The following is a 17,926-nucleotide window of genomic DNA, read 5'->3' on the forward strand; positions in this document are numbered from 1 at the left end:
AATGGGAAGGCTGTTTTTATTTGGGCAAAATGGATCTATCATTCTATGATTGCATGATGAGAAAGCCCTTTAGTAGCTCCAAATCTAACTAATTTTAAGCAAAAGCTTACAAAAAGAGCCATAAATCCGATAAAATAAAGGTAGATTATCTCAGAAAGAAAGTGATTGAAAAAGCAAAACAAGATATGAAACGTTAGATGGGAATAAGAGACTCATATGAATAAAAAAGCTTCTTTTATTTGCTGCTCAGAACAACGGGCCGTTCCGGCGGTCTATGGAGGAAACAGAATGAAACTTAAATATGTAAAAGCCTTAGTCGCAGTAACCGTTGCTTTAGGTGTACTGCTGCCATCAACCATTTCTCATGCCAAAAGTTTTAGCGGCCGCTCATCATCCAGTTACAGCAGCCGAAGTTCAAGCTCGTCATACAGCGGAAGCTATAAATCCAGCCCGAAATCAAGCTACAGTTCAGGATCAAGCTCTTCAAGCAAAAAGTCCAAGACATCTGACGATTCATCATCGTCGATTTCGCTGAAAAAGAAATCTTCGGAAAAGTCGAGCTCATCAAGCTCTAAAAAATCGTCAGGCACATTTTCCAGCGCCACATCAAAAGTAAGCGGAAAGACATACAGCGGAAAAACGTCTAAAGCTTATGTTGGCGGACGTTATGTTTCAGTGAATCATTACTACAATGCAGGATTCTCGCCATCGGGATGGTTTGGCTATTATAGCGGATTCACAACGGGCATGTTTATGATCAGCATGATGCACCCTTGGGGTTACACCTATCATCCAGTCGGAGGCCCGGGCTATGTTTCTTATGGCGCTTCGCCGATTGCCTGGATCGTTGATGTCATCGTTCTGATCATTATTTTACTCATTGTCATCGCTCTGATTCGCGCATTCAAATCACCGAAGACGTACAGAAGGAGCTTTTAGGTAATGAAATTAGTATTAAATGAGCAAGAAATTGTAGACGGGATTTGTGTGTATATATCTAATGAAGAAGAGATTTACCCTGAGGACGTTGAAGTAAAAGAGCTGTCTTACAACAAGCGTACAGGATTCTTCGCTGAAGCCAAATATGGCCTGCACCACAAGCAGCTTGATTCAGATGACATTTCAGAAGGCATTATTCAATTCTTAGAGGAATACCACAACTTCAATCCAGACGTTACAGTCGTTGAATTGCAATTTGATAAGAAAAAAGGCTTCTCCGCCTTGGTTTTCGTCAATGAGGGAGAATAAAAAAACAAAACCTTACTCCGCGTGAGTAAGGTTTTTTATGATGTTTTCTCCTCCGGCACTTTTCTTGTAAACAGGAAGAGCACCGCCCCTATCATCAGCAGCCCGCCTGAAGGATAAACTGTAAAGCCTCCTTTTACTCATATCCTTGCGTGAAAAAGGTTTTGGCGCTTACAATGAGTTTGAAAGGAATGATCAAAATGGCAAATGCTCAATTCCCTCTTATCACACAAAACCTTTCTCTCGATCTCGTGAACACTGAAATCATAAGCTATGATAAACGGCACGATCTCATCCAGTCAGAAAAAGATCTGATGGCGTGGTTAGAAATAATGGGAGAAACAGCTCCTTTTCTCAGTTCTTTTACGCTACCGCAAGTCCCAGAACAATTGCAACGGATTCATCAATTCCGGGCTGAGCTAAGAAAACACTTTGAGAGTATAGCCGAAGGCAATGAACCTTCTCTTGCTTTTATCTCCTTCCTGCAAAATCAAATCGCCGCCGCTCCCTTTTCTTATCAAATCATAGATGACAACCTTGCCCGCATTCCGAATGGAAAACCAGATGATTCCATTTTATCGCTAATCGCTTACGATGCGTTATGGCTGATTCATACAAAAGAAATCCAACAACTGAAACGGTGCGCAAACGAAAAATGCATTTTGCTTTTTCTTGATAAAACAGGAAGGCGAAAATGGTGCTCCATGAAGATATGCGGCAACAGACAAAAGGTCTCACGCCATCAGAAAAAAACCAATAATGAGTAAAAATCCGTTCCCTGCGAACGGTTTTTTTATTGAAACGAAAAACTAACCATTAAAAATAAAATTGACAGGTTAGTTTTTAACTATTATTCTATACATACTGGAGGGATAAATTTGGAAAACAACTTCTTTTTGAAAATGAAAGGAAAAGGAAAAACACCTTTACAGGTAAACGGCAAAGACGCTGTTACAGGGCTTATAGGAGGATTTATCACCATACTGACACTCGCTTCGTTGACCGCTTATACATCAAGCTTTTGGTTAATGGCACCTTTTGGAGCAAGCTGTGTGCTCGTATTTAGCGCTTGGAGTGCTCCATTATCACAGCCGAGAAATGTGATTGGCGGCCATTTTATTTCCGCGCTTACAGGGATTATTGTCCTTCACGTATTCGGCGCCCATCCATGGACCTTTGCATTGGGGACAGGGCTTGCCATTTGCTTGATGATGCTGACCAAAACCACTCACCCTCCCGCTGGCGCAGACCCGATTGTCGTCATTCAAGGTGCATACGCTTGGAGTTATTTAGTATTTCCCGTACTCATTGGATCTGTCGTCATCGTGATCATCGCTCTTGTTATCAATAATTTGCGCAAAAATCGCCAATACCCCGCGTTTTGGTTTTAAAGTAATGTCCGTTTTTTCAAAACAAATGTTTCAAATCAGATAGGAAAAGGGTACTAATCTATTAACTTTGTTAAACATAAGAGATACTCATTGGCCTAACAACTGAGGGGGAACATTTGTGAAGACAAACACAAGGAAATATATGATCTACTTTTTCGGCGCTTTAGGAGGGCTGCTTTACGGTTACGATACGGGCGTCATCTCTGGAGCGCTGCTGTTTATCAACAACGATATTCCTTTAACTACATTGACAGAGGGATTGGTTGTCAGCATGCTGCTCCTTGGCGCGATTTTCGGTTCTGCCTTAAGCGGGACATGCTCTGATCGCTGGGGCAGGAGAAAAGTTGTATTTGTCCTTTCCATCATTTTTATTGTCGGCGCACTCGCTTGCGCGTTTTCTCAAACAGTCGGCATGCTGATTGCGTCTCGGGTGATTCTCGGGTTGGCCGTTGGCGGTTCAACAGCGCTTGTGCCTGTGTACCTGTCAGAAATGGCGCCGACGAAAATCCGCGGTACACTTGGCACAATGAACAATCTAATGATTGTCACCGGGATTTTGCTCGCTTATATCGTAAACTATCTGTTTACACCGTTTGAAGCGTGGCGCTGGATGGTCGGTCTGGCTGCGGTGCCTGCCGTGCTTTTATTGATCGGCATTGCGTTTATGCCGGAATCGCCAAGGTGGCTCGTGAAGCGAGGCCGTGAAGAAGAAGCAAAACGAATCATGAACATCACTCATGATCCCAAGGATATTGAAATGGAATTGGCAGAGATGAAGCAAGGGGAAGCAGAGAAAAAAGAAACGACACTCGGCGTGCTGAAAGCCAAATGGATTCGCCCTATGCTTTTGATTGGTGTCGGCCTTGCCATTTTTCAGCAGGCTGTCGGCATTAACACGGTGATCTACTACGCGCCGACCATTTTTACGAAGGCCGGCCTTGGTACGTCAGCTTCTGCGCTCGGCACGATGGGGATCGGCGTCCTCAACGTCATCATGTGTATCACCGCCATGATCTTAATTGACCGTGTCGGCCGCAAAAAGCTTCTGATCTGGGGAAGTGTCGGCATCACACTGAGCCTGGCCGCATTATCAAGCGTGCTTCTGACACTTGGACTCTCAGCATCAACAGCGTGGATGACAGTTGTCTTTCTCGGCGTTTATATCGTATTTTACCAGGCGACATGGGGTCCGGTGGTTTGGGTGCTCATGCCCGAACTCTTCCCGTCCAAAGCGCGCGGAGCCGCGACAGGTTTCACCACTTTGGTGCTATCGGCAGCCAACCTGATCGTGTCGCTCGTCTTCCCGCTGATGCTCAGCGCAATGGGCATCGCATGGGTCTTTATGATTTTCTCAGTCATTTGTCTTCTCTCCTTTTTCTTCGCCCTCTACATGGTTCCGGAAACCAAAGGAAAGAGCTTGGAAGAAATTGAAGCAAGCCTGAAAAAACGGTTTAAAAAGAAGAAAAGCAGTCAAAGCCAAGTGCTGAATGAGCGTACATTATAAAAAAAAAGGAATCGTCTCCTCACGGGACGATTCCTTTTTCTATTACACCATAACCTTGCAAATATTGTTCGTAAATTCCACAGGGTCCTGAATCGGCAGGCCTTCGATGAGAAGCGCCTGATTGTACAGAAGATTTGTGTACAGGCTCAGCTTCTCTTTATCTTGTTCAAATGCGTCCTGCAGCGTTTGGAACACCTCGTGATTCGGGTTGATTTCCAGCACTTTTTCCGCCTTTACATTTTGGCTGTCCGGCATCGCGTTTAAGATTTTTTCCATCTCAATCGTCACTTCGCCGTCAGCGGCAAGGCAGACCGGATGTGATTTGAGTCGTTTTGAGATTCTGACGTTTTTCACTTTGTCTGACAGAATGTTTTTCATTTCCTCAAACAGATCCTTGTACTTGCTTTCCTCTTCCTCGGACTGCTTTTGATCCTCATCCGTGTCTATGCGAAGATCTCCGCTTGATACGGATTTGAACTCTTTTTCCTGATAAGATGCCAGCATTTTAATCGCAAACTCATCGATGTCCTCAGTGAAGTAAAGAATTTCATAGCCTTTGTCCGCGACCATTTCCGTTTGCGGCAATTTCTCAATGCGATCGTATGAATCACCGGTCGCGTAATAAATGTATTTTTGCTCCTCAGGCATTCTGGAAACATACTCGTCTAAGCTGACCAGTTTTTTCTCTTTCGAAGAGTAGAATAATAAGAGGTCCTTCAATTGATCCTTATTCGCGCCAAAATCATTGTACACGCCAAATTTCAGCTGTCTGCCGAATGAGTTGTAGAACGTCTCGTATTTCTCTCGGTCTTTTTTGAGCAGGCTTTGCAGCTCGCTTTTGATTTTTTTGCTGATGTTTTTCGCAATCAGCTTCAGCTGGCGGTCATGCTGGAGCATTTCTCTGGAAATGTTCAGCGACAGATCCTCAGAATCGACCATCCCCTTCACAAAGCTGAAGTGGTCCGGAAGCAGATCCGCGCATTTGTTCATGATCAGCACGCCATTGGAATACAGCTCCAAGCCTTTCTCATATTCCTTGGAATAATAGTCAAACGGCATGTTTTCAGGGATAAATAGAATTGCGTTGTAGCGCACGGCACCATCCACACTGATATGAACGTGTGTCAGCGGTTTATCAAATCCGTAATGCTTTTCAGCATAGAACTTTTCGTAGTCCTCATCTGTCAGCTCGCTTTTATTCTTTCTCCAGATCGGAACCATGCTGTTGACCGTCTGTTCTTCCTGCACCTCTTCAAATTCATTCTCGCTGCCTTCCTTCGGCTTATTAATGGTTGTGTCCATTTTGATCGGGTAGCGAATGAAGTCGGAGTACTTTTTAATGATCGCTTTTAACCGATATTCTTCTAAGAACTCGTCATAGCTATCATCTTCTGTGTTCTCTTTGATTTTCAGGATAATGTCTGTACCGACAGAATCCTTTTCACACGGCTCAATCGTATAGCCGTCTGCACCCGAAGACTCCCATTTATATGCCTCTTCGCTGCCGAGCGCCTTACTGATGACTGTCACGACATCGGCAACCATAAACGCCGCGTAAAAACCGACACCAAATTGGCCGATGATGTCATGTCCGTCTTTCAGCTCGTTTTCCTTTTTAAACGCGAGGGAGCCGCTTTTTGCAATTGTTCCAAGATGCTGCTCAAGCTCGTCCTTTGTCATCCCAATCCCCGTATCAGAGATTGTTAATGTTCTCGCACTTTTGTCAGCTGCGATCTTTATGTAGTAACTGTCTTTATCAAACGTAAGCGTATCGTCCGTCAGCGCTTTGTAATAGATTTTGTCAATCGCGTCACTCGAATTGGAGATTAACTCACGCAGGAAAATTTCTTTTTGGGTATAAATCGAGTTAATCATCATATCCAGCAGTCGTTTGGACTCTGCTTTAAACTCTTTTTTCGCCACTCTGGATCGCTCCTTTTTGATATGTTGTTAGGTTATGTAAACTCTTTACAGCATCTATTTATCACATGCGGTGACAATTGTCAATTAGATTGATAGATGCATATATATGTAAATTTAACATTAGTTGGGTTTGTTTTCACTACTTTTCTAGGTCATTCTAATAAAAAAGAGAGGATCACCCTCTCTTTTTTTCTGCATCATTCCAGCGGCCAAACTCCCGCTTCATCCATATATGCACCGGGTAGAAAAACAACCCGAACGGTATCAGAAACAATAGATTATGCCATGAAGCATTCAGAAATGCCCTTGCTGTGACCGGAAACGTAATCTCTTGGAATAAAAAAGAGATGACAGTCAGCACGACAAACGCGGACGGAATCGTGACGAGGCAATAAAACTTGAGCTCCTTCTTATGCTGCACCTTCAACACACAAAAACCTCCCAACAATTTCTAGTCCATCTTAACATATGTTGGCAGTTCTTTTCTCACATGTTTATCACTGTACACAGAGGGAAGACAAATAGAAAAAGGAGGACTTGTACAATGGGAAGACTTGAAAACAAAACCGCAGTCATCACAGGCGCCGCAACAGGCATTGGACAAGCGACGGCAGAGGTTTTTGCCAATGAGGGCGCGCGTGTGATAATTGGAGATATCAATACAGATCAAATGAAAGAAACAGTTGAAGCAGTCAGACAAAACGGAGGACAGGCGGACGCCTTTCACCTCGATGTGTCAGATGAAAACAGTGTGAAAGCATTTGCTGATCAAATGAAGGAGGCGTGCGGAACAATAGATATTCTGTTTAATAACGCCGGCGTTGATCGGGAAGGGGGAAAAGTGCACGAATACCCTGTTGAGCTGTTTGACCGTATTATGGCTGTCGACCTGCGCGGCACGTTCCTTTGCAGCAAATACCTGATTCCGCTCATGCTCGAAAACGGAGGCTCCATCATCAACACCTCCTCCATGTCAGGCCGGGCCGCAGATCTTGACCGTTCAGGCTACAACGCCGCAAAAGGCGGCATTACCAACCTGACAAGAGCGATGGCGATTGATTACGCACGAAATGGCATCCGCGTCAATTCCATTTCACCGGGCACAATCGAAACACCGCTGATTAATAAATTGGCCGGCACCAAAGAACAGGAAATGGGCAAAAAATTCCGTGAAGCCAACAAATGGATCACGCCGCTCGGACGCCTCGGCCAGCCGAAGGAAATGGCGACAGTGGCACTGTTTCTCGCTTCAGACGACAGCTCATACGTTACAGGAGAGGACATCACCGCAGACGGCGGCATCATGGCGTACACATGGCCTGGGAAGATGCTGATTGATGAGAAATGGAAGGAAGAAACGAAATAAGAGAGGGGATGTCCCTCTCTTTTGTCTTTCAAAGCAATACAACCTTATATTTCTTCACATCCAAAAACTGCAAAAACTCCCTCGCCAGCACTTCCGGCGCATGCATCTTTCCTTCATCCAGCCGATACATAATCAACCCGATAATCATCGCGGATACATAATAGGCATAAAGCTTTTTCCCCGCATGAATATCAGTCTGCTGATGCAGGTAAAACGATTCCAGCACTTTAAACATCTCAGGTATCACATGAGGAACATCCCAGTCCCGATTGAGAAAATGGACAATGGGCATGCGGTCTAAAGCAGAAAGCAGACTGGCGAGCGCCTCCTCTGCTTCCTCTAAGGAAAGCACATTCGGACTGGAGGCAACCGTCAGGTGATCAATGATCTTCGCACATGATTGCTGAATCATGGTTTGCAGCAATTCCTCTTTACTGGAATAGTGATCATAAAAGGTTGCGCGGCGGATATTGCTTTTCCGGGTAATGTCTGAAATCGTGATGGCCGCGTAGTCTTTTTTCTCCGCCAATACATCCAGCAAAGCCTTCTGCAGCGCCTCTCTCGTTCGAACCACACGCCTGTCGATTTGCGTGTCCTCCTGTCGCTCCCCTGATGCAGCCTGTCCAAACAGCCAATAAAACCGCTTTTGAGAAACAAGCTCCCATACCTTTTGGCTGATGGCTTCCGGAGTCGCGGCCGCATCCTCATTCAGCCAATACAGGATAATCGCGTACGTGTACAAAGCCCGGTAATGTCCGTAAATTTCCTGTTCGATCGGCGTTAAATTTACATGGATCGGAGCCAGCAAGACATCCTGCTGAAACACATCCTTAAAAAACCGATGAAAATGTTCTCTGTTCATCATCGTACCAAAAAAGGATCGATGCTCATGAACAAAAGACAGAGTCGGATGCACCGTTTGCCGTTTTTTGTTCAAATGAAGGGTATCCATATGCTTGAAGGCGTCATGGAGCGCTTTACCCAGCCCTTCTTTCATGTCTTCGATCACATCCTCGATGATCGAAAACTTGTCCTCATAATAAAGGTAGAGCGTCCCGCGGCTCACTTTAGCCTTTTCAGCAATTTCTTTCATTGTGATTTGTTGAATATCCCTTTCTTCCAATAAGGCCAGCAGCGCCTGTTTCACTTGAGCTTCAGCAGATTCCTGCACAAAAGACACCCCAATCATTAGACAGATGTTCGATATATGTACGGTAACGTATAGATGGTTCACCGTTGTCTTCCTTACAGAAAAGGTACCACTTTATAATAGGTCCGAGAAAAGAAGAAAGCAAATGAGGGGGATTTTACAATGGAACAGCAAGTAAAAGACGACATTCAGCGTGTCTTTCAGCTTCAGAAAAAACAGCAAAAAGTACTGCGCGCTTCAACAGCGGAACAGCGCATAGAGAAGCTTCAACGCTTTTTAGATTCCGTCATCGCCCATGAAGAAGAAATCATCGAAGCGATTCGCAAAGACGTCCGCAAACCATATCACGAGGTCAAAAAAGCGGAAATCGAAGGAACGAAAAAAGCGATCAGAGATAATATGAACAACCTGGAAAAATGGATGGCGCCTAAAGAAGTCGGTTCATCGTTAAGCCCTGAGGGAAACGGGATTCTCATGTACGAGCCTAAAGGCGTAACACTCATCCTCGGCCCGTGGAACTATCCGTTTATGCTGACGATGGCGCCGCTTGCCGCTTCTCTCGCAGCCGGAAACAGCGCGATTGTGAAGCTGTCCGATTTTACGATGAATACGAGCAACATTGCCGCAAAAGTCATTCGAGATGCTTTTGATGAAAAAGAAGTCGCGATTTTTGAAGGAGAGGTTGAGGTGGCAACCGAGCTTCTAGATCAGCCGTTCGACCACATTTTCTTCACTGGAAGCACAAATGTCGGAAAAATCGTTATGACAGCCGCTGCCAAACACTTGGCATCTGTCACACTTGAGCTAGGCGGCAAGAGCCCAACGATCATCGACAGTGAATACGATCTCATGGATGCAGCGAAAAAGATCGCCGTCGGCAAATTCGTAAACGCCGGCCAAACCTGCATCGCCCCTGATTATCTGTTCATTAATAAAGACGTGCAAGACAGGTTCGCGGGCATTTTACAAACAATCGTCAACGCAGGATTTATGGAGGATGATCACAACCCAGACCGCAGCAAATTTACGCAGATCGTCAATGACCGCAACTTTAACCGCGTCAAAGACCTGTTCGACGACGCCATCGAAAAAGGGGCGGAAGTCGTATTCGGAGGCGTTTTTGATGCCAGCGACCGCACGATCTCGCCAACCGTTTTGAAAAACGTCACGCCCGACATGAAAATCATGCAGGAGGAAATCTTCGCACCGATCCTGCCGATGATGAACTATGAAGACATCGATGAGGTCATCGATTACGTCAATGACCGCGATAAACCGCTTGCGCTTTATGTATTCAGCCACAACCAAGAACTGATCGACAACGTCCTTCAGCATACGACATCAGGCAACGCAGCCATCAACGATGTTGTCGTTCACTTCAGTGACGTCAATCTGCCATTCGGCGGCGTCAACACAAGCGGAATCGGCTCCTATCATGGAGTATATGGATTTAAAGAGTTTTCTCATGAGAAAGGTGTATTTATTCAAGCCTCTAAATAATCATAGTGAAGAGAATCTGCATCATCTTGCAGGTTCTCTTTTGCTTTTCACCCAACCTTTCTATCATTCTATAAACCTGAAAACTAAAAGGGAAAATAAAGAAATGACTAGTTATAAAATATGTTTCAAGACAATACTCCTCTAGTAAATGAAACCGTACAGCCTCTAACGTATAATATTCCAGAAAAATTTATACATAGAAAAGCAAAAAAGGCTGCCGAGATCTTCTCGCCAGCCTTTTCTCACATTCAATCATTTCCCAAAATCCACTAGTTTCTGATAGATGCTGATATAAATCGTTACGTCCTCAGCAAATCAAAGCTTTCATATGAAATGATTTGACCATAAATGAGATCGCAATAAGTACAGCATATTATCCATTTTATAATTGTATGAGCAGTAAAATTACAAGTCTAGGAAACTATGTAATACTTCTTGTAACGGGCTTTTTTGATGCAGAACGAAAAGCGGCAAAAAACCAAATGACGTTTACAGCTGCTGAAGCGAGACAGAGTCCGATCACAAAGATCACCTCAGAAAGCAGATGGTCACTGAACAAACTAAACATCAAGATAAACCCGGCAGAAGACAAGTTAATCAGCAGCCCAAAGCCGCAAAGCACGGCCATTACATACCTCATCGCACCTACTCCAAGCATGTAAATGAGAAAAGGAATGAAATACAACACTAGGATCATACCGATAGCTGACCACATGCCGACTGAGTTAAATTGATTGGCCGCCCCTCCCGTTCCGGCCAGTGGCGAAAGTGAAGCAGCGGCAATCATGGCACAAAAAAGGAACGCAGAAATGATTGTTACGATCGCCACGCTGTTTTTTCTAGACATAAATAGACACCTCTCAAAATAGAAAATTTATCCTTTATATCATAAAACAAAAACAGCGGAAAAAGCGATCCAAACTAAAAGATATACCCTTTCTTCAATCTGGGGTATATCTTTGCGAAATGTTATGAGCCAAACATCTGATCCATTTGTTTCAGGTCATCTTCTGATAAATGAATATCTGCTGTTTTTAGATTAGCCCTCAGCTGCTCAGGCAGAGTGGCTCCCGGAATAATCATATCAATCCCCGGCTGGTGTAACAGCCACGCCAATGCAATTTGCGCCGGTTCCGCTTGTTTTTGTTCAGCAAACTGCTTTAATTTCTCCACTTTCTCAAGGTTCTCCAGAAATGCCTGACGCTGAAAAAGCGGGTGATTCGATCTTGATACATCAGTGAAAACATCATCGTGTTTGTACCGCCCGGCAAGCAATCCGGAAGCGAGAGGATAAAACGGGATAACAGAGATGCTTTTTTCTCTGCAGTATGGCAGAATGTCCTCCTCAGCATGCCGTACAAGTAAAGAGTACTCAGTTTGAAACACGTCCAAATGGCCTTCAGCATTAAACTCCTGCAGCTGATGAAAGTCCAGATTAGATGCGCCAACAGCTCTAATTTTGCCTTCCTTTTTTAACTGAGCCAGCGCGTCCGCCGCTTCCCCTAATGGTGTTCGGCTGTAAGGAAAATGCAAAAAAAGGATATCAATATAATCGGTTTGCAATCGAATAAGCGCTTCATCAGCAGCCTTGCGCAGCGCTGACGGTCGAATGTCTGTCTTCACAGCTCCATTCACAAACTCGGGAGAAGGGGAAACCTTTGTTGAAATCACGATCTTTTCCCGATTGCCGCGCTGCTTAACGGCCTCTCCAATCAGCTCCTCAGACCTGCCCAAGCCATATAAATATGCTGTATCAATAAAATCAATGCCTTCATCGAATGCAGCATGAATCAGATCTTTTCCCATCTCTTCCGTCACATTGGGATACATCATCGCATTACCGACAACACCTGCACCTAAACCAATGTTGAAGGCGTTCAGCCCGGTCTTTCCAATATTTACGTTTTTCATGTATAAAACACTTCCCTATTCGCGTGATTCCCTGCTGCCAGGGTTGTGTTTTATGCTAAAACCTGGTGTAAACACCAGGTCAATACCTATTTTTTTGCTGCGGGGGCCCAAATCCTTCTCCGCTCTCCAGCTTTTCTTCAATCAGCTCCCAAATTGTTTGTAATTCTTTCTGTTTCTGTTTCAACTTATCCTGATAGTTTTTCAGCAGCGCGCGCTGATGATCATCTAACCTGTCAGTCTGCTCTTGCAGGCTGAGGAAGGGCTTCATTTCCTCCAAAGACATACCCGTTTTCTTCAGACATCTGATAAATAGGAGCCGTTTTTTATCGTCCTCACTGAACGCTCGATGCCCATTTGCCTTTCGTTTGACTGGCGGAAGCAGTCCGATCTTCTCATAATAACGGATGGCATCTTCGGTCATTTGGCAATGTTCCATCATTTCTTTTAATGTATAAGACATTTTTTATCACCTGCTAGTAGATTTATATAGTAAAAACAGAAGGATAAAAGACTCATTTTTCAGGCATATCAGGATTTTATCACCATATCATATTGCATGTGCTTTTTTTTCAAAGTATACTATTCCAGATTAATTCAAAGGAGAGAGAAAAATACATGGAAAAACCGGCAGGATTTTGGATTCGTTTTTTAGCTTATTTTATCGATGGCATTATTGTATCTGTTCCTAGTTATATTATTCTATTTATTATCAATGGTGTTTTTGTAGCTGGATCTGTGGCAGCAGACCCTTACATGACGGAAGAAGAGTATTTAGTGAAATACATGACGCTTGCATTTTTGCCTACCATGCTGATCACGATCGTCATCAGTGTATTATATTACGGTCTGCTCACATCTTCTAAAATGCAGGGCACACTCGGCAAAAAAATTCTTGGCCTGAAAGTGGTCAATGAACAAGGCGAACGGGTTTCTGTCGGACAAGGAATTGGCCGTTACTTTGCATATATCTTATCAGGAATCATCTTTTATATCGGTTTTATCATGATCGCCTTTGGAGAGAAAAAAGGCCTGCATGACATCATTTGCAAAACACGTGTCGTGTATAAATAATAGAAAAAAGTCTAGACGCCAATGGGCATCTAGACTTTTGTTTTCTTTACAATAGGCTGCCACGCCATATACGTAGCGCTTCTCCACAGCCACTCAAACGGCCCCATCCGAAAGACACGAAGCCAAAGGTGGCTGAAGACCATTTGAATGGCGCAAACTGCAATCGTGATGAGCACACCAGCAGCAGGGTACACTTTCCCATACAGCCCCAAGCCGTAATGATAGAAAATCCACGTACACACGATAGACTGCATCAGATAATTGGTAAATGCCATCCGTCCAACAGCGGAGAAGGATTGGAGCACTGTTCTCACTCTTGTTTTATGATAAAGATAGACAACCGTTGTGACATAGAAAAACATCAAGAAAGGCGCGCCAATCAGCAAGAATATTTCCTTATCTGTTACAGTGTACAGCACTTGGGCGCTCATGCCGATGACAAGCCCGGCCATCCACACTCGTTTCAATCCTTTGCGATACTTTCCCGGATCGTGCAAGTACCGTGATTTCGCCGCCGCAGCTCCTAGCAAAAACATGCTGAAATAAGGAATCGATGCAAAGAAGAAGTTGAGCGGGTTATACGTAAGCATGCCATTCGAAGACATGTAAACAAGACGATCGTGGATCCGCTGTTCCGCAATGTCCTTCAAGCTGCCGCTTCCGTAAACATGAAGTGCTTGCTTTGCTTGCTGAGTTGCCGCTTGTGCCCATTCCTGTCCGTTTGATTGATAAAAGCTGGTCAAAATAAACGGAATGGAAAACAAAAGATACAAAGAGACAGCCCATATCAGCAGTGTTTTCGGCTTTGCTTTTCGGAATAAGAGCAGGACAAAGCCGAGCAGGGCGTATTCCGTTAAAATATCCCCGTCCCAAATCAAAAAGGCATGAACCGTTCCAAACAAGAGAAGCGCCGCTAACCTTCTCGCATACAGCGGGACAAACCGCTTCCCTTTGCTTACGGCTCTCTCCATCATGACAACCATGCCAAATCCAAATAAAAAGGAAAATAACAAAATACATTTTGTTTGGATGAAGAATGTCAGTATGTCTGCTGCTGCAAAGTCTGCTGCAGACCACTTTTCTGTAAAAAAGTTCTCTTTTCCAAGCATAGACAAGTACATATCCGGATAACTGAAATGTGCCAGATTGACAAATAAGATGCCGAAAATCGCCAATCCTCTTAGCACATCAAGCACGCCGATCCGCTCATTTGCCAAAGTCGGCTGTAATGAAACCACATCCATCACGCTCCTTTTTTCTGTACCTTAAGGGTATGAAAAAAAGGAGCGAGCAAACATCGATTTAGGTGTCAGGCAGGCATGGGAACCTTACAATCTTGTCATTTTTATGGTTTCATTACCTTTAAATCTAATGCTTCGATATTCTGCAGGACGCGATCAAAGCGCAGAGCCTGAGGCTCACTTGGGAAGATGTGGCCTTCATACGGCTCACCTAACGTCCGGAAAAACGGTTCAAATAAGCCTGGAACCAGTACGCCCACCATCTTTGTATAATGAGAATCCAGACGATAGGAGTGAACGGTGTGTGCAGGGACATGCAGAAAATCTCCCGGGTTCAGCTGAATTTCCTGGCCATCCGCCCACATCGTCATCTGCCCTTCAAGGCAATAAAATGTTTCTGTATGGTGTTCATGGTAGTGATCAACGATCCGATCACCTTTAGGGCCTTCCGATGATACGACGATAAATTGGCCGTCTGTATTTTTTTGTGCAGCCACAATGCGGTGAAGCTGATCCCCCGTCAACAGACGGTCGCCTTCCCCAGACTCAAGCACGTATGGAACGGCTCTATCCGGAAGCTCTGTAAGTTCCGCTAATGTTGCCGCACCTGCTGGCTTTTCATCATCCAGAAAGGCAATGTCCGCCACAGCGGCCGCTTCTGCAAATCGCTCGTTTGACACTTCTTCGATTGCGTGCGGCGGATGTTCAGCGTGATCATATGGATTCCCAATAACGGAATACATGTGCGCCACATTTCCCTTCATCGTATACGACACCAGTCGTGTTCTGTGGCTCTGCATCCGGTAGCTGTGCGGTGTTCCGGCCGGAATGTTCGCATAATCGCCTGATACTAATAAATAATGTTCTCCATCAAGTGTCAGCTCAAGCTTACCGTCCAAAACGAGAATCCCTTCATGTGTGTCCTTGTGGACGTGAAACGGAAAGGCATCTCCTTTTCCCCCGGAAAGCAGCACGATCTCAAACAGATCGCCTGTGCTCTTCGCATTCGCCATTACCGTGGCGACCTGTCTGCCGAACAAATAGCGCTCACCTTCTCCGCTGCGGAGCAAATAAGGCATTTTTTCTTTAGGTAATGAGTTTTCACATAATGTTTTCATATATCGTTTCCTCCAATTTAGACCAGTCTATATAATATAGTTTATCTGACTAGACCGTTCTATATAATTGTAGGAGAAAGGATAACAAAATGCTACCCTTTTTTTCTCACCAGCACTGGAATTTGCTCGGCAATGAGAAGAAGGGGCGTTTTGTCTTTATTCGTTAACGAAAGCATGATACCGCCCTCAATCATCGAATTGATCAGCATTCCAAGCTGATTTGCTTCTTCTTCTGCAAATCCGTTTTCCATTAATTTTTTCGCAAAAACCGCTTCCCAGCTTTTAAACACCTTCATGCAAACCGTCCGCAGCGGTTCACTGATTAACGCTGTCTCACTCGCCAGCAAACCGACTGGAATGCCTTGAATGCTTTCTGTATTGTCAAACTGGCTGGCTGTTTTTTTGATAAAATGCTGAATCGCTTCTGTTGGATCAGAGGATTCATCCATGCTTTGCTGTATCAGATGTTCAATCAATTTTCCGGTATATGTAACCGCTTCAATTGCTAATTCTTCTTTGCCATTCGGAAAAAAGTGATAAAGCGATCCCTTAGGAGCACCGCTTTCTTTCACAATCTGGTTCAAACCTGTCGCGTGATATCCTTGCAGCTGGAACAGACGTGACGCCGTGTGAAGGATTTTTTCACGTGAATCTCCTCTGCTAGTCATTAAAACATTCCCTCCTAGGTATGGTAGAGCGACTTATATAATATAAAAAAGAACCCTGTGATTGTCAAAAGGGCTAAGAACCTCCTGGATGGGGTAAAGGTACAAAAACGCGTTCAGGAGGGATTCTTAATGGCAAACGATGATGCAGTCACAAATACAGAACAGCTTGAACAACAGAACCCCGGCATGAAAACGAAGCTCAAACTGAAACAACTTAAGGATCAAGTGATTGTCATTACCGGCGCTTCAAGCGGAATCGGGCTTGTCACTGCGAGAATGGCAGCTAAAAAAGGGGCAAAGGTCGTGGCAGCAGCCCGAAATGAAGACGCGCTGAAGGAGCTCGCTGATGAACTAAAGGAAAAAGGGCACGACGCCATATGGGTGAAAGCGGATACCGGAAAAGAAGAAGACGTCAACCGCATCGCAGAAACCGCGATCAGCACATTCGGCCGCTTTGACACATGGGTCAACAATGCCGCCGTCTCGATTTTCGGACACGCCATGGACGTCACCGTCGACGACATGAAGCGAATGTTCGACACAAACTTCTGGGGACCTGTCTACGGAACAAGAGCAGCCGTCAAACACTACACCAGCAGAGGTGTGCCAGGTGCCCTCATCAATGTAGGAAGCCTGTTCGGCGACAGGGGCACGGTCATTCAATCCGCATATGCGTCAGCCAAATTTGCGCTTCACGGATGGACGGAAAGCATCCGAATGGAGCTCGAAAAAGAACAGGCACCCGTCTCGGTTACGCTCATTCATCCGGGCAGAATTGACACGCCTTACAACGAACACGCGCGCAGCTACCTCGACAAACAGCCGGCTCATTACCGCTCTATGATCTACCCGACGGAAGCGGCCGCCGAAGCCATCCTGTTTGCCGCCGAACACCCGAAGCGTGACATGTACATCGGCTCACAGGCAAAAGCCATCGCCATGCTGGGTGCTCTTTTCCCCCGGCTGACCGACAGACTGATGGAAAAAATTATGTACTGCAGCCAGCATGCCGAAAGACCGTCGAACCCCCGAGAAAAAAGTGCGCTTTATGAAGCGGGCTACGGCCTGCATGACAGAGGCACAAATAAAGGATGGATGCGGTCAAGAAGCTACTACACGAAAGCCACGAAGCGCCCGATTGTATCGGCGGCTGTTCTTGCCGGGCTTGCTTGTGCATGGGCTGCCGTCAAACGAAGCAGATAAACCTGAATGGCATAAAAAACCCATGCGAACACATGGGTTTTTTGGCTATTAATCGATAAAGGCCTTGTTCATACGCTGCAGAAGTTCGCCAAACATTTCTTTTTCATTTGTTGACCACTCTTTCAGCATCTGTTCATAACGTTCAAGGCGCTTTTGCTTATCGGCTTTTAATGCTTGTTTGCCAAGCTTTGTAATGGTAAACAGACTGACTCTGCCATCGGAAGGGTCTGAGAAACGATAGATAAGCTCCTTCGCCTCTAATGCAGCTGCTTGTCTTGAAAGAGTAGAGATATCTAATTTAAACGAATCGGCCAGCTCCTTTACGCGGGCAGGCCCAAATTCATCCAATTGTCTTAACAATAAGTAGGATGATCTCTCCAAATTCCCTGTTCTTTTCTCTGATTGATCCAGATAAACAGCTCTCCTGATAAAAGTCGTCAGCTCATATTCAATTAATTCAACTGGATTTTGTTTTTGCAATCGCTCTCGCTCCCTATTCCAATCTCCGACATTGACAACACCGCATATACTTGTATAATACAAATGTATATCAACTCCATTAATACAAGTTATATGACTAAATCATTTTTTATACTTGTATAGTACAATCATACAAAAAGAAAGTAAAGTGATTC

Annotated in this window: 19 protein-coding genes; 9 read left to right on the forward strand and 10 right to left on the reverse strand. The window is 44.8% G+C overall.

The window, feature by feature from the left end; translation table 11 throughout:
* The first annotated feature begins 288 nt into the window (after positions 1 to 288).
* The 5 genes from BSI_RS17375 (at position 289) to BSI_RS17355 (ending at position 4,140) form a co-directional block, all read left to right on the forward strand.
* Entirely contained in the window at positions 289 to 939 is a 651-nt protein-coding gene (locus BSI_RS17375; protein WP_032731838.1) for a hypothetical protein, read from the forward strand.
* Positions 940 to 942: 3 nt separating this feature from the next.
* On the forward strand, positions 943 to 1,248 hold the full coding sequence (locus BSI_RS17370; RefSeq protein WP_003236405.1) for a DUF2653 family protein: 306 nt from the start codon (positions 943 to 945) through the stop codon (positions 1,246 to 1,248).
* A gap of 197 nt (positions 1,249 to 1,445) precedes the next feature.
* Entirely contained in the window at positions 1,446 to 2,012 is a 567-nt protein-coding gene (locus BSI_RS17365) for a CGNR zinc finger domain-containing protein (protein WP_080030790.1), read from the forward strand.
* Between the two features lie 135 nt (positions 2,013 to 2,147).
* Positions 2,148 to 2,636: an HPP family protein gene (locus BSI_RS17360; protein ID WP_249033938.1), complete on the forward strand. Its 489-nt coding sequence runs from the start codon at positions 2,148 to 2,150 to the stop codon at positions 2,634 to 2,636.
* Positions 2,637 to 2,754: 118 nt separating this feature from the next.
* Positions 2,755 to 4,140, forward strand: coding sequence for a sugar porter family MFS transporter (locus BSI_RS17355; RefSeq protein WP_003236413.1), 1,386 nt, complete (start codon positions 2,755 to 2,757; stop codon positions 4,138 to 4,140).
* Positions 4,141 to 4,182: 42 nt separating this feature from the next.
* On the opposite strand, the gene htpG is transcribed toward BSI_RS17355, so the two are convergent.
* A complete protein-coding gene (htpG, locus tag BSI_RS17350; protein ID WP_003236415.1) occupies positions 4,183 to 6,063 on the reverse strand; it encodes a molecular chaperone HtpG in 1,881 nt (626 codons plus the stop codon).
* A 175-nt stretch (positions 6,064 to 6,238) separates the two neighbouring features.
* Positions 6,239 to 6,490: a hypothetical protein gene (locus tag BSI_RS17345; RefSeq protein WP_032731840.1), complete on the reverse strand. Its 252-nt coding sequence runs from the start codon at positions 6,488 to 6,490 to the stop codon at positions 6,239 to 6,241.
* Positions 6,491 to 6,607: 117 nt separating this feature from the next.
* Between BSI_RS17345 and BSI_RS17340 the strand changes: the two genes are divergently transcribed.
* On the forward strand, positions 6,608 to 7,429 hold the full coding sequence (locus BSI_RS17340; protein WP_003236419.1) for an SDR family oxidoreductase: 822 nt from the start codon (positions 6,608 to 6,610) through the stop codon (positions 7,427 to 7,429).
* Between the two features lie 28 nt (positions 7,430 to 7,457).
* On the opposite strand, the gene BSI_RS17335 is transcribed toward BSI_RS17340, so the two are convergent.
* Positions 7,458 to 8,600, reverse strand: a complete 1,143-nt coding sequence (locus tag BSI_RS17335) for a TetR/AcrR family transcriptional regulator (protein WP_003236420.1) — start codon at positions 8,598 to 8,600, stop codon at positions 7,458 to 7,460.
* Positions 8,601 to 8,741: 141 nt separating this feature from the next.
* On the opposite strand from BSI_RS17335, the gene BSI_RS17330 reads away from it, so the two are divergent.
* Positions 8,742 to 10,079: an aldehyde dehydrogenase family protein gene (locus BSI_RS17330; RefSeq protein WP_003236421.1), complete on the forward strand. Its 1,338-nt coding sequence runs from the start codon at positions 8,742 to 8,744 to the stop codon at positions 10,077 to 10,079.
* 421 nt (positions 10,080 to 10,500) lie between these two features.
* Here the strand turns inward: BSI_RS17330 and BSI_RS17325 are convergent, their stop codons facing one another.
* From BSI_RS17325 to BSI_RS17315, 3 genes are all read right to left on the reverse strand, one after another.
* On the reverse strand, positions 10,501 to 10,926 hold the full coding sequence (locus BSI_RS17325) for a DUF5391 family protein (RefSeq protein ID WP_003236422.1): 426 nt from the start codon (positions 10,924 to 10,926) through the stop codon (positions 10,501 to 10,503).
* Between the two features lie 122 nt (positions 10,927 to 11,048).
* Positions 11,049 to 11,990, reverse strand: coding sequence for an aldo/keto reductase (locus tag BSI_RS17320; RefSeq protein WP_003236423.1), 942 nt, complete (start codon positions 11,988 to 11,990; stop codon positions 11,049 to 11,051).
* Between the two features lie 79 nt (positions 11,991 to 12,069).
* Positions 12,070 to 12,450: a MerR family transcriptional regulator gene (locus BSI_RS17315; protein WP_003236424.1), complete on the reverse strand. Its 381-nt coding sequence runs from the start codon at positions 12,448 to 12,450 to the stop codon at positions 12,070 to 12,072.
* A gap of 155 nt (positions 12,451 to 12,605) precedes the next feature.
* On the opposite strand from BSI_RS17315, the gene BSI_RS17310 reads away from it, so the two are divergent.
* Positions 12,606 to 13,061 (forward strand): RDD family protein, encoded by a 456-nt coding sequence (locus tag BSI_RS17310; protein WP_003236425.1) that lies wholly within the window; start codon positions 12,606 to 12,608, stop codon positions 13,059 to 13,061.
* 29 nt (positions 13,062 to 13,090) lie between these two features.
* On the opposite strand, the gene BSI_RS17305 is transcribed toward BSI_RS17310, so the two are convergent.
* The 3 genes from BSI_RS17305 to yxaF all read right to left on the reverse strand — a co-directional run bounded on the left by BSI_RS17305 (position 13,091) and on the right by yxaF (position 16,088).
* Positions 13,091 to 14,299 carry a DUF418 domain-containing protein gene (locus BSI_RS17305; RefSeq protein ID WP_032731841.1) on the reverse strand — a complete coding sequence of 403 codons (1,209 nt, stop codon included), beginning with the start codon at positions 14,297 to 14,299 and terminating at the stop codon, positions 13,091 to 13,093.
* 107 nt (positions 14,300 to 14,406) lie between these two features.
* Positions 14,407 to 15,420 carry a quercetin 2,3-dioxygenase gene (gene qdoI / locus BSI_RS17300; protein WP_003236427.1) on the reverse strand — a complete coding sequence of 338 codons (1,014 nt, stop codon included), beginning with the start codon at positions 15,418 to 15,420 and terminating at the stop codon, positions 14,407 to 14,409.
* 92 nt (positions 15,421 to 15,512) lie between these two features.
* Positions 15,513 to 16,088: a transcriptional regulator YxaF gene (gene yxaF, locus BSI_RS17295; protein ID WP_003236428.1), complete on the reverse strand. Its 576-nt coding sequence runs from the start codon at positions 16,086 to 16,088 to the stop codon at positions 15,513 to 15,515.
* Positions 16,089 to 16,217: 129 nt separating this feature from the next.
* Between yxaF and BSI_RS17290 the strand changes: the two genes are divergently transcribed.
* Positions 16,218 to 17,291: an SDR family oxidoreductase gene (locus tag BSI_RS17290; RefSeq protein WP_003236429.1), complete on the forward strand. Its 1,074-nt coding sequence runs from the start codon at positions 16,218 to 16,220 to the stop codon at positions 17,289 to 17,291.
* 48 nt (positions 17,292 to 17,339) lie between these two features.
* On the opposite strand, the gene BSI_RS17285 is transcribed toward BSI_RS17290, so the two are convergent.
* Entirely contained in the window at positions 17,340 to 17,771 is a 432-nt protein-coding gene (locus BSI_RS17285) for a MarR family transcriptional regulator (protein ID WP_003236430.1), read from the reverse strand.
* Between the last annotated feature and the right edge of the window lie 155 nt (positions 17,772 to 17,926).

The sequence above is a fragment of the Bacillus inaquosorum KCTC 13429 genome (assembly GCF_000332645.1).
GTDB lineage: Bacteria > Bacillota > Bacilli > Bacillales > Bacillaceae > Bacillus > Bacillus inaquosorum.

What these genes read in the sequence shown, in the direction of transcription:
- BSI_RS17375 (WP_032731838.1), top strand. Translation starts at nt 289, where the DNA reads ATGAAACTTAAATATGTAAAAGCCTTAGTCGCAGTAACCGTTGCTTTA.
- BSI_RS17370 (WP_003236405.1), top strand. Translation starts at nt 943, where the DNA reads ATGAAATTAGTATTAAATGAGCAAGAAATTGTAGACGGGATTTGTGTG.
- BSI_RS17365 (WP_080030790.1), top strand. Translation starts at nt 1,446, where the DNA reads ATGGCAAATGCTCAATTCCCTCTTATCACACAAAACCTTTCTCTCGAT.
- BSI_RS17360 (WP_249033938.1), top strand. Translation starts at nt 2,148, where the DNA reads ATGAAAGGAAAAGGAAAAACACCTTTACAGGTAAACGGCAAAGACGCT.
- BSI_RS17340 (WP_003236419.1), top strand. Translation starts at nt 6,608, where the DNA reads ATGGGAAGACTTGAAAACAAAACCGCAGTCATCACAGGCGCCGCAACA.
- BSI_RS17330 (WP_003236421.1), top strand. Translation starts at nt 8,742, where the DNA reads ATGGAACAGCAAGTAAAAGACGACATTCAGCGTGTCTTTCAGCTTCAG.
- BSI_RS17325 (WP_003236422.1), bottom strand. Translation starts at nt 10,926, where the DNA reads ATGTCTAGAAAAAACAGCGTGGCGATCGTAACAATCATTTCTGCGTTC.
- BSI_RS17320 (WP_003236423.1), bottom strand. Translation starts at nt 11,990, where the DNA reads ATGAAAAACGTAAATATTGGAAAGACCGGGCTGAACGCCTTCAACATT.
- BSI_RS17315 (WP_003236424.1), bottom strand. Translation starts at nt 12,450, where the DNA reads ATGTCTTATACATTAAAAGAAATGATGGAACATTGCCAAATGACCGAA.
- BSI_RS17310 (WP_003236425.1), top strand. Translation starts at nt 12,606, where the DNA reads ATGGAAAAACCGGCAGGATTTTGGATTCGTTTTTTAGCTTATTTTATC.
- qdoI (WP_003236427.1), bottom strand. Translation starts at nt 15,420, where the DNA reads ATGAAAACATTATGTGAAAACTCATTACCTAAAGAAAAAATGCCTTAT.
- yxaF (WP_003236428.1), bottom strand. Translation starts at nt 16,088, where the DNA reads ATGACTAGCAGAGGAGATTCACGTGAAAAAATCCTTCACACGGCGTCA.
- BSI_RS17290 (WP_003236429.1), top strand. Translation starts at nt 16,218, where the DNA reads ATGGCAAACGATGATGCAGTCACAAATACAGAACAGCTTGAACAACAG.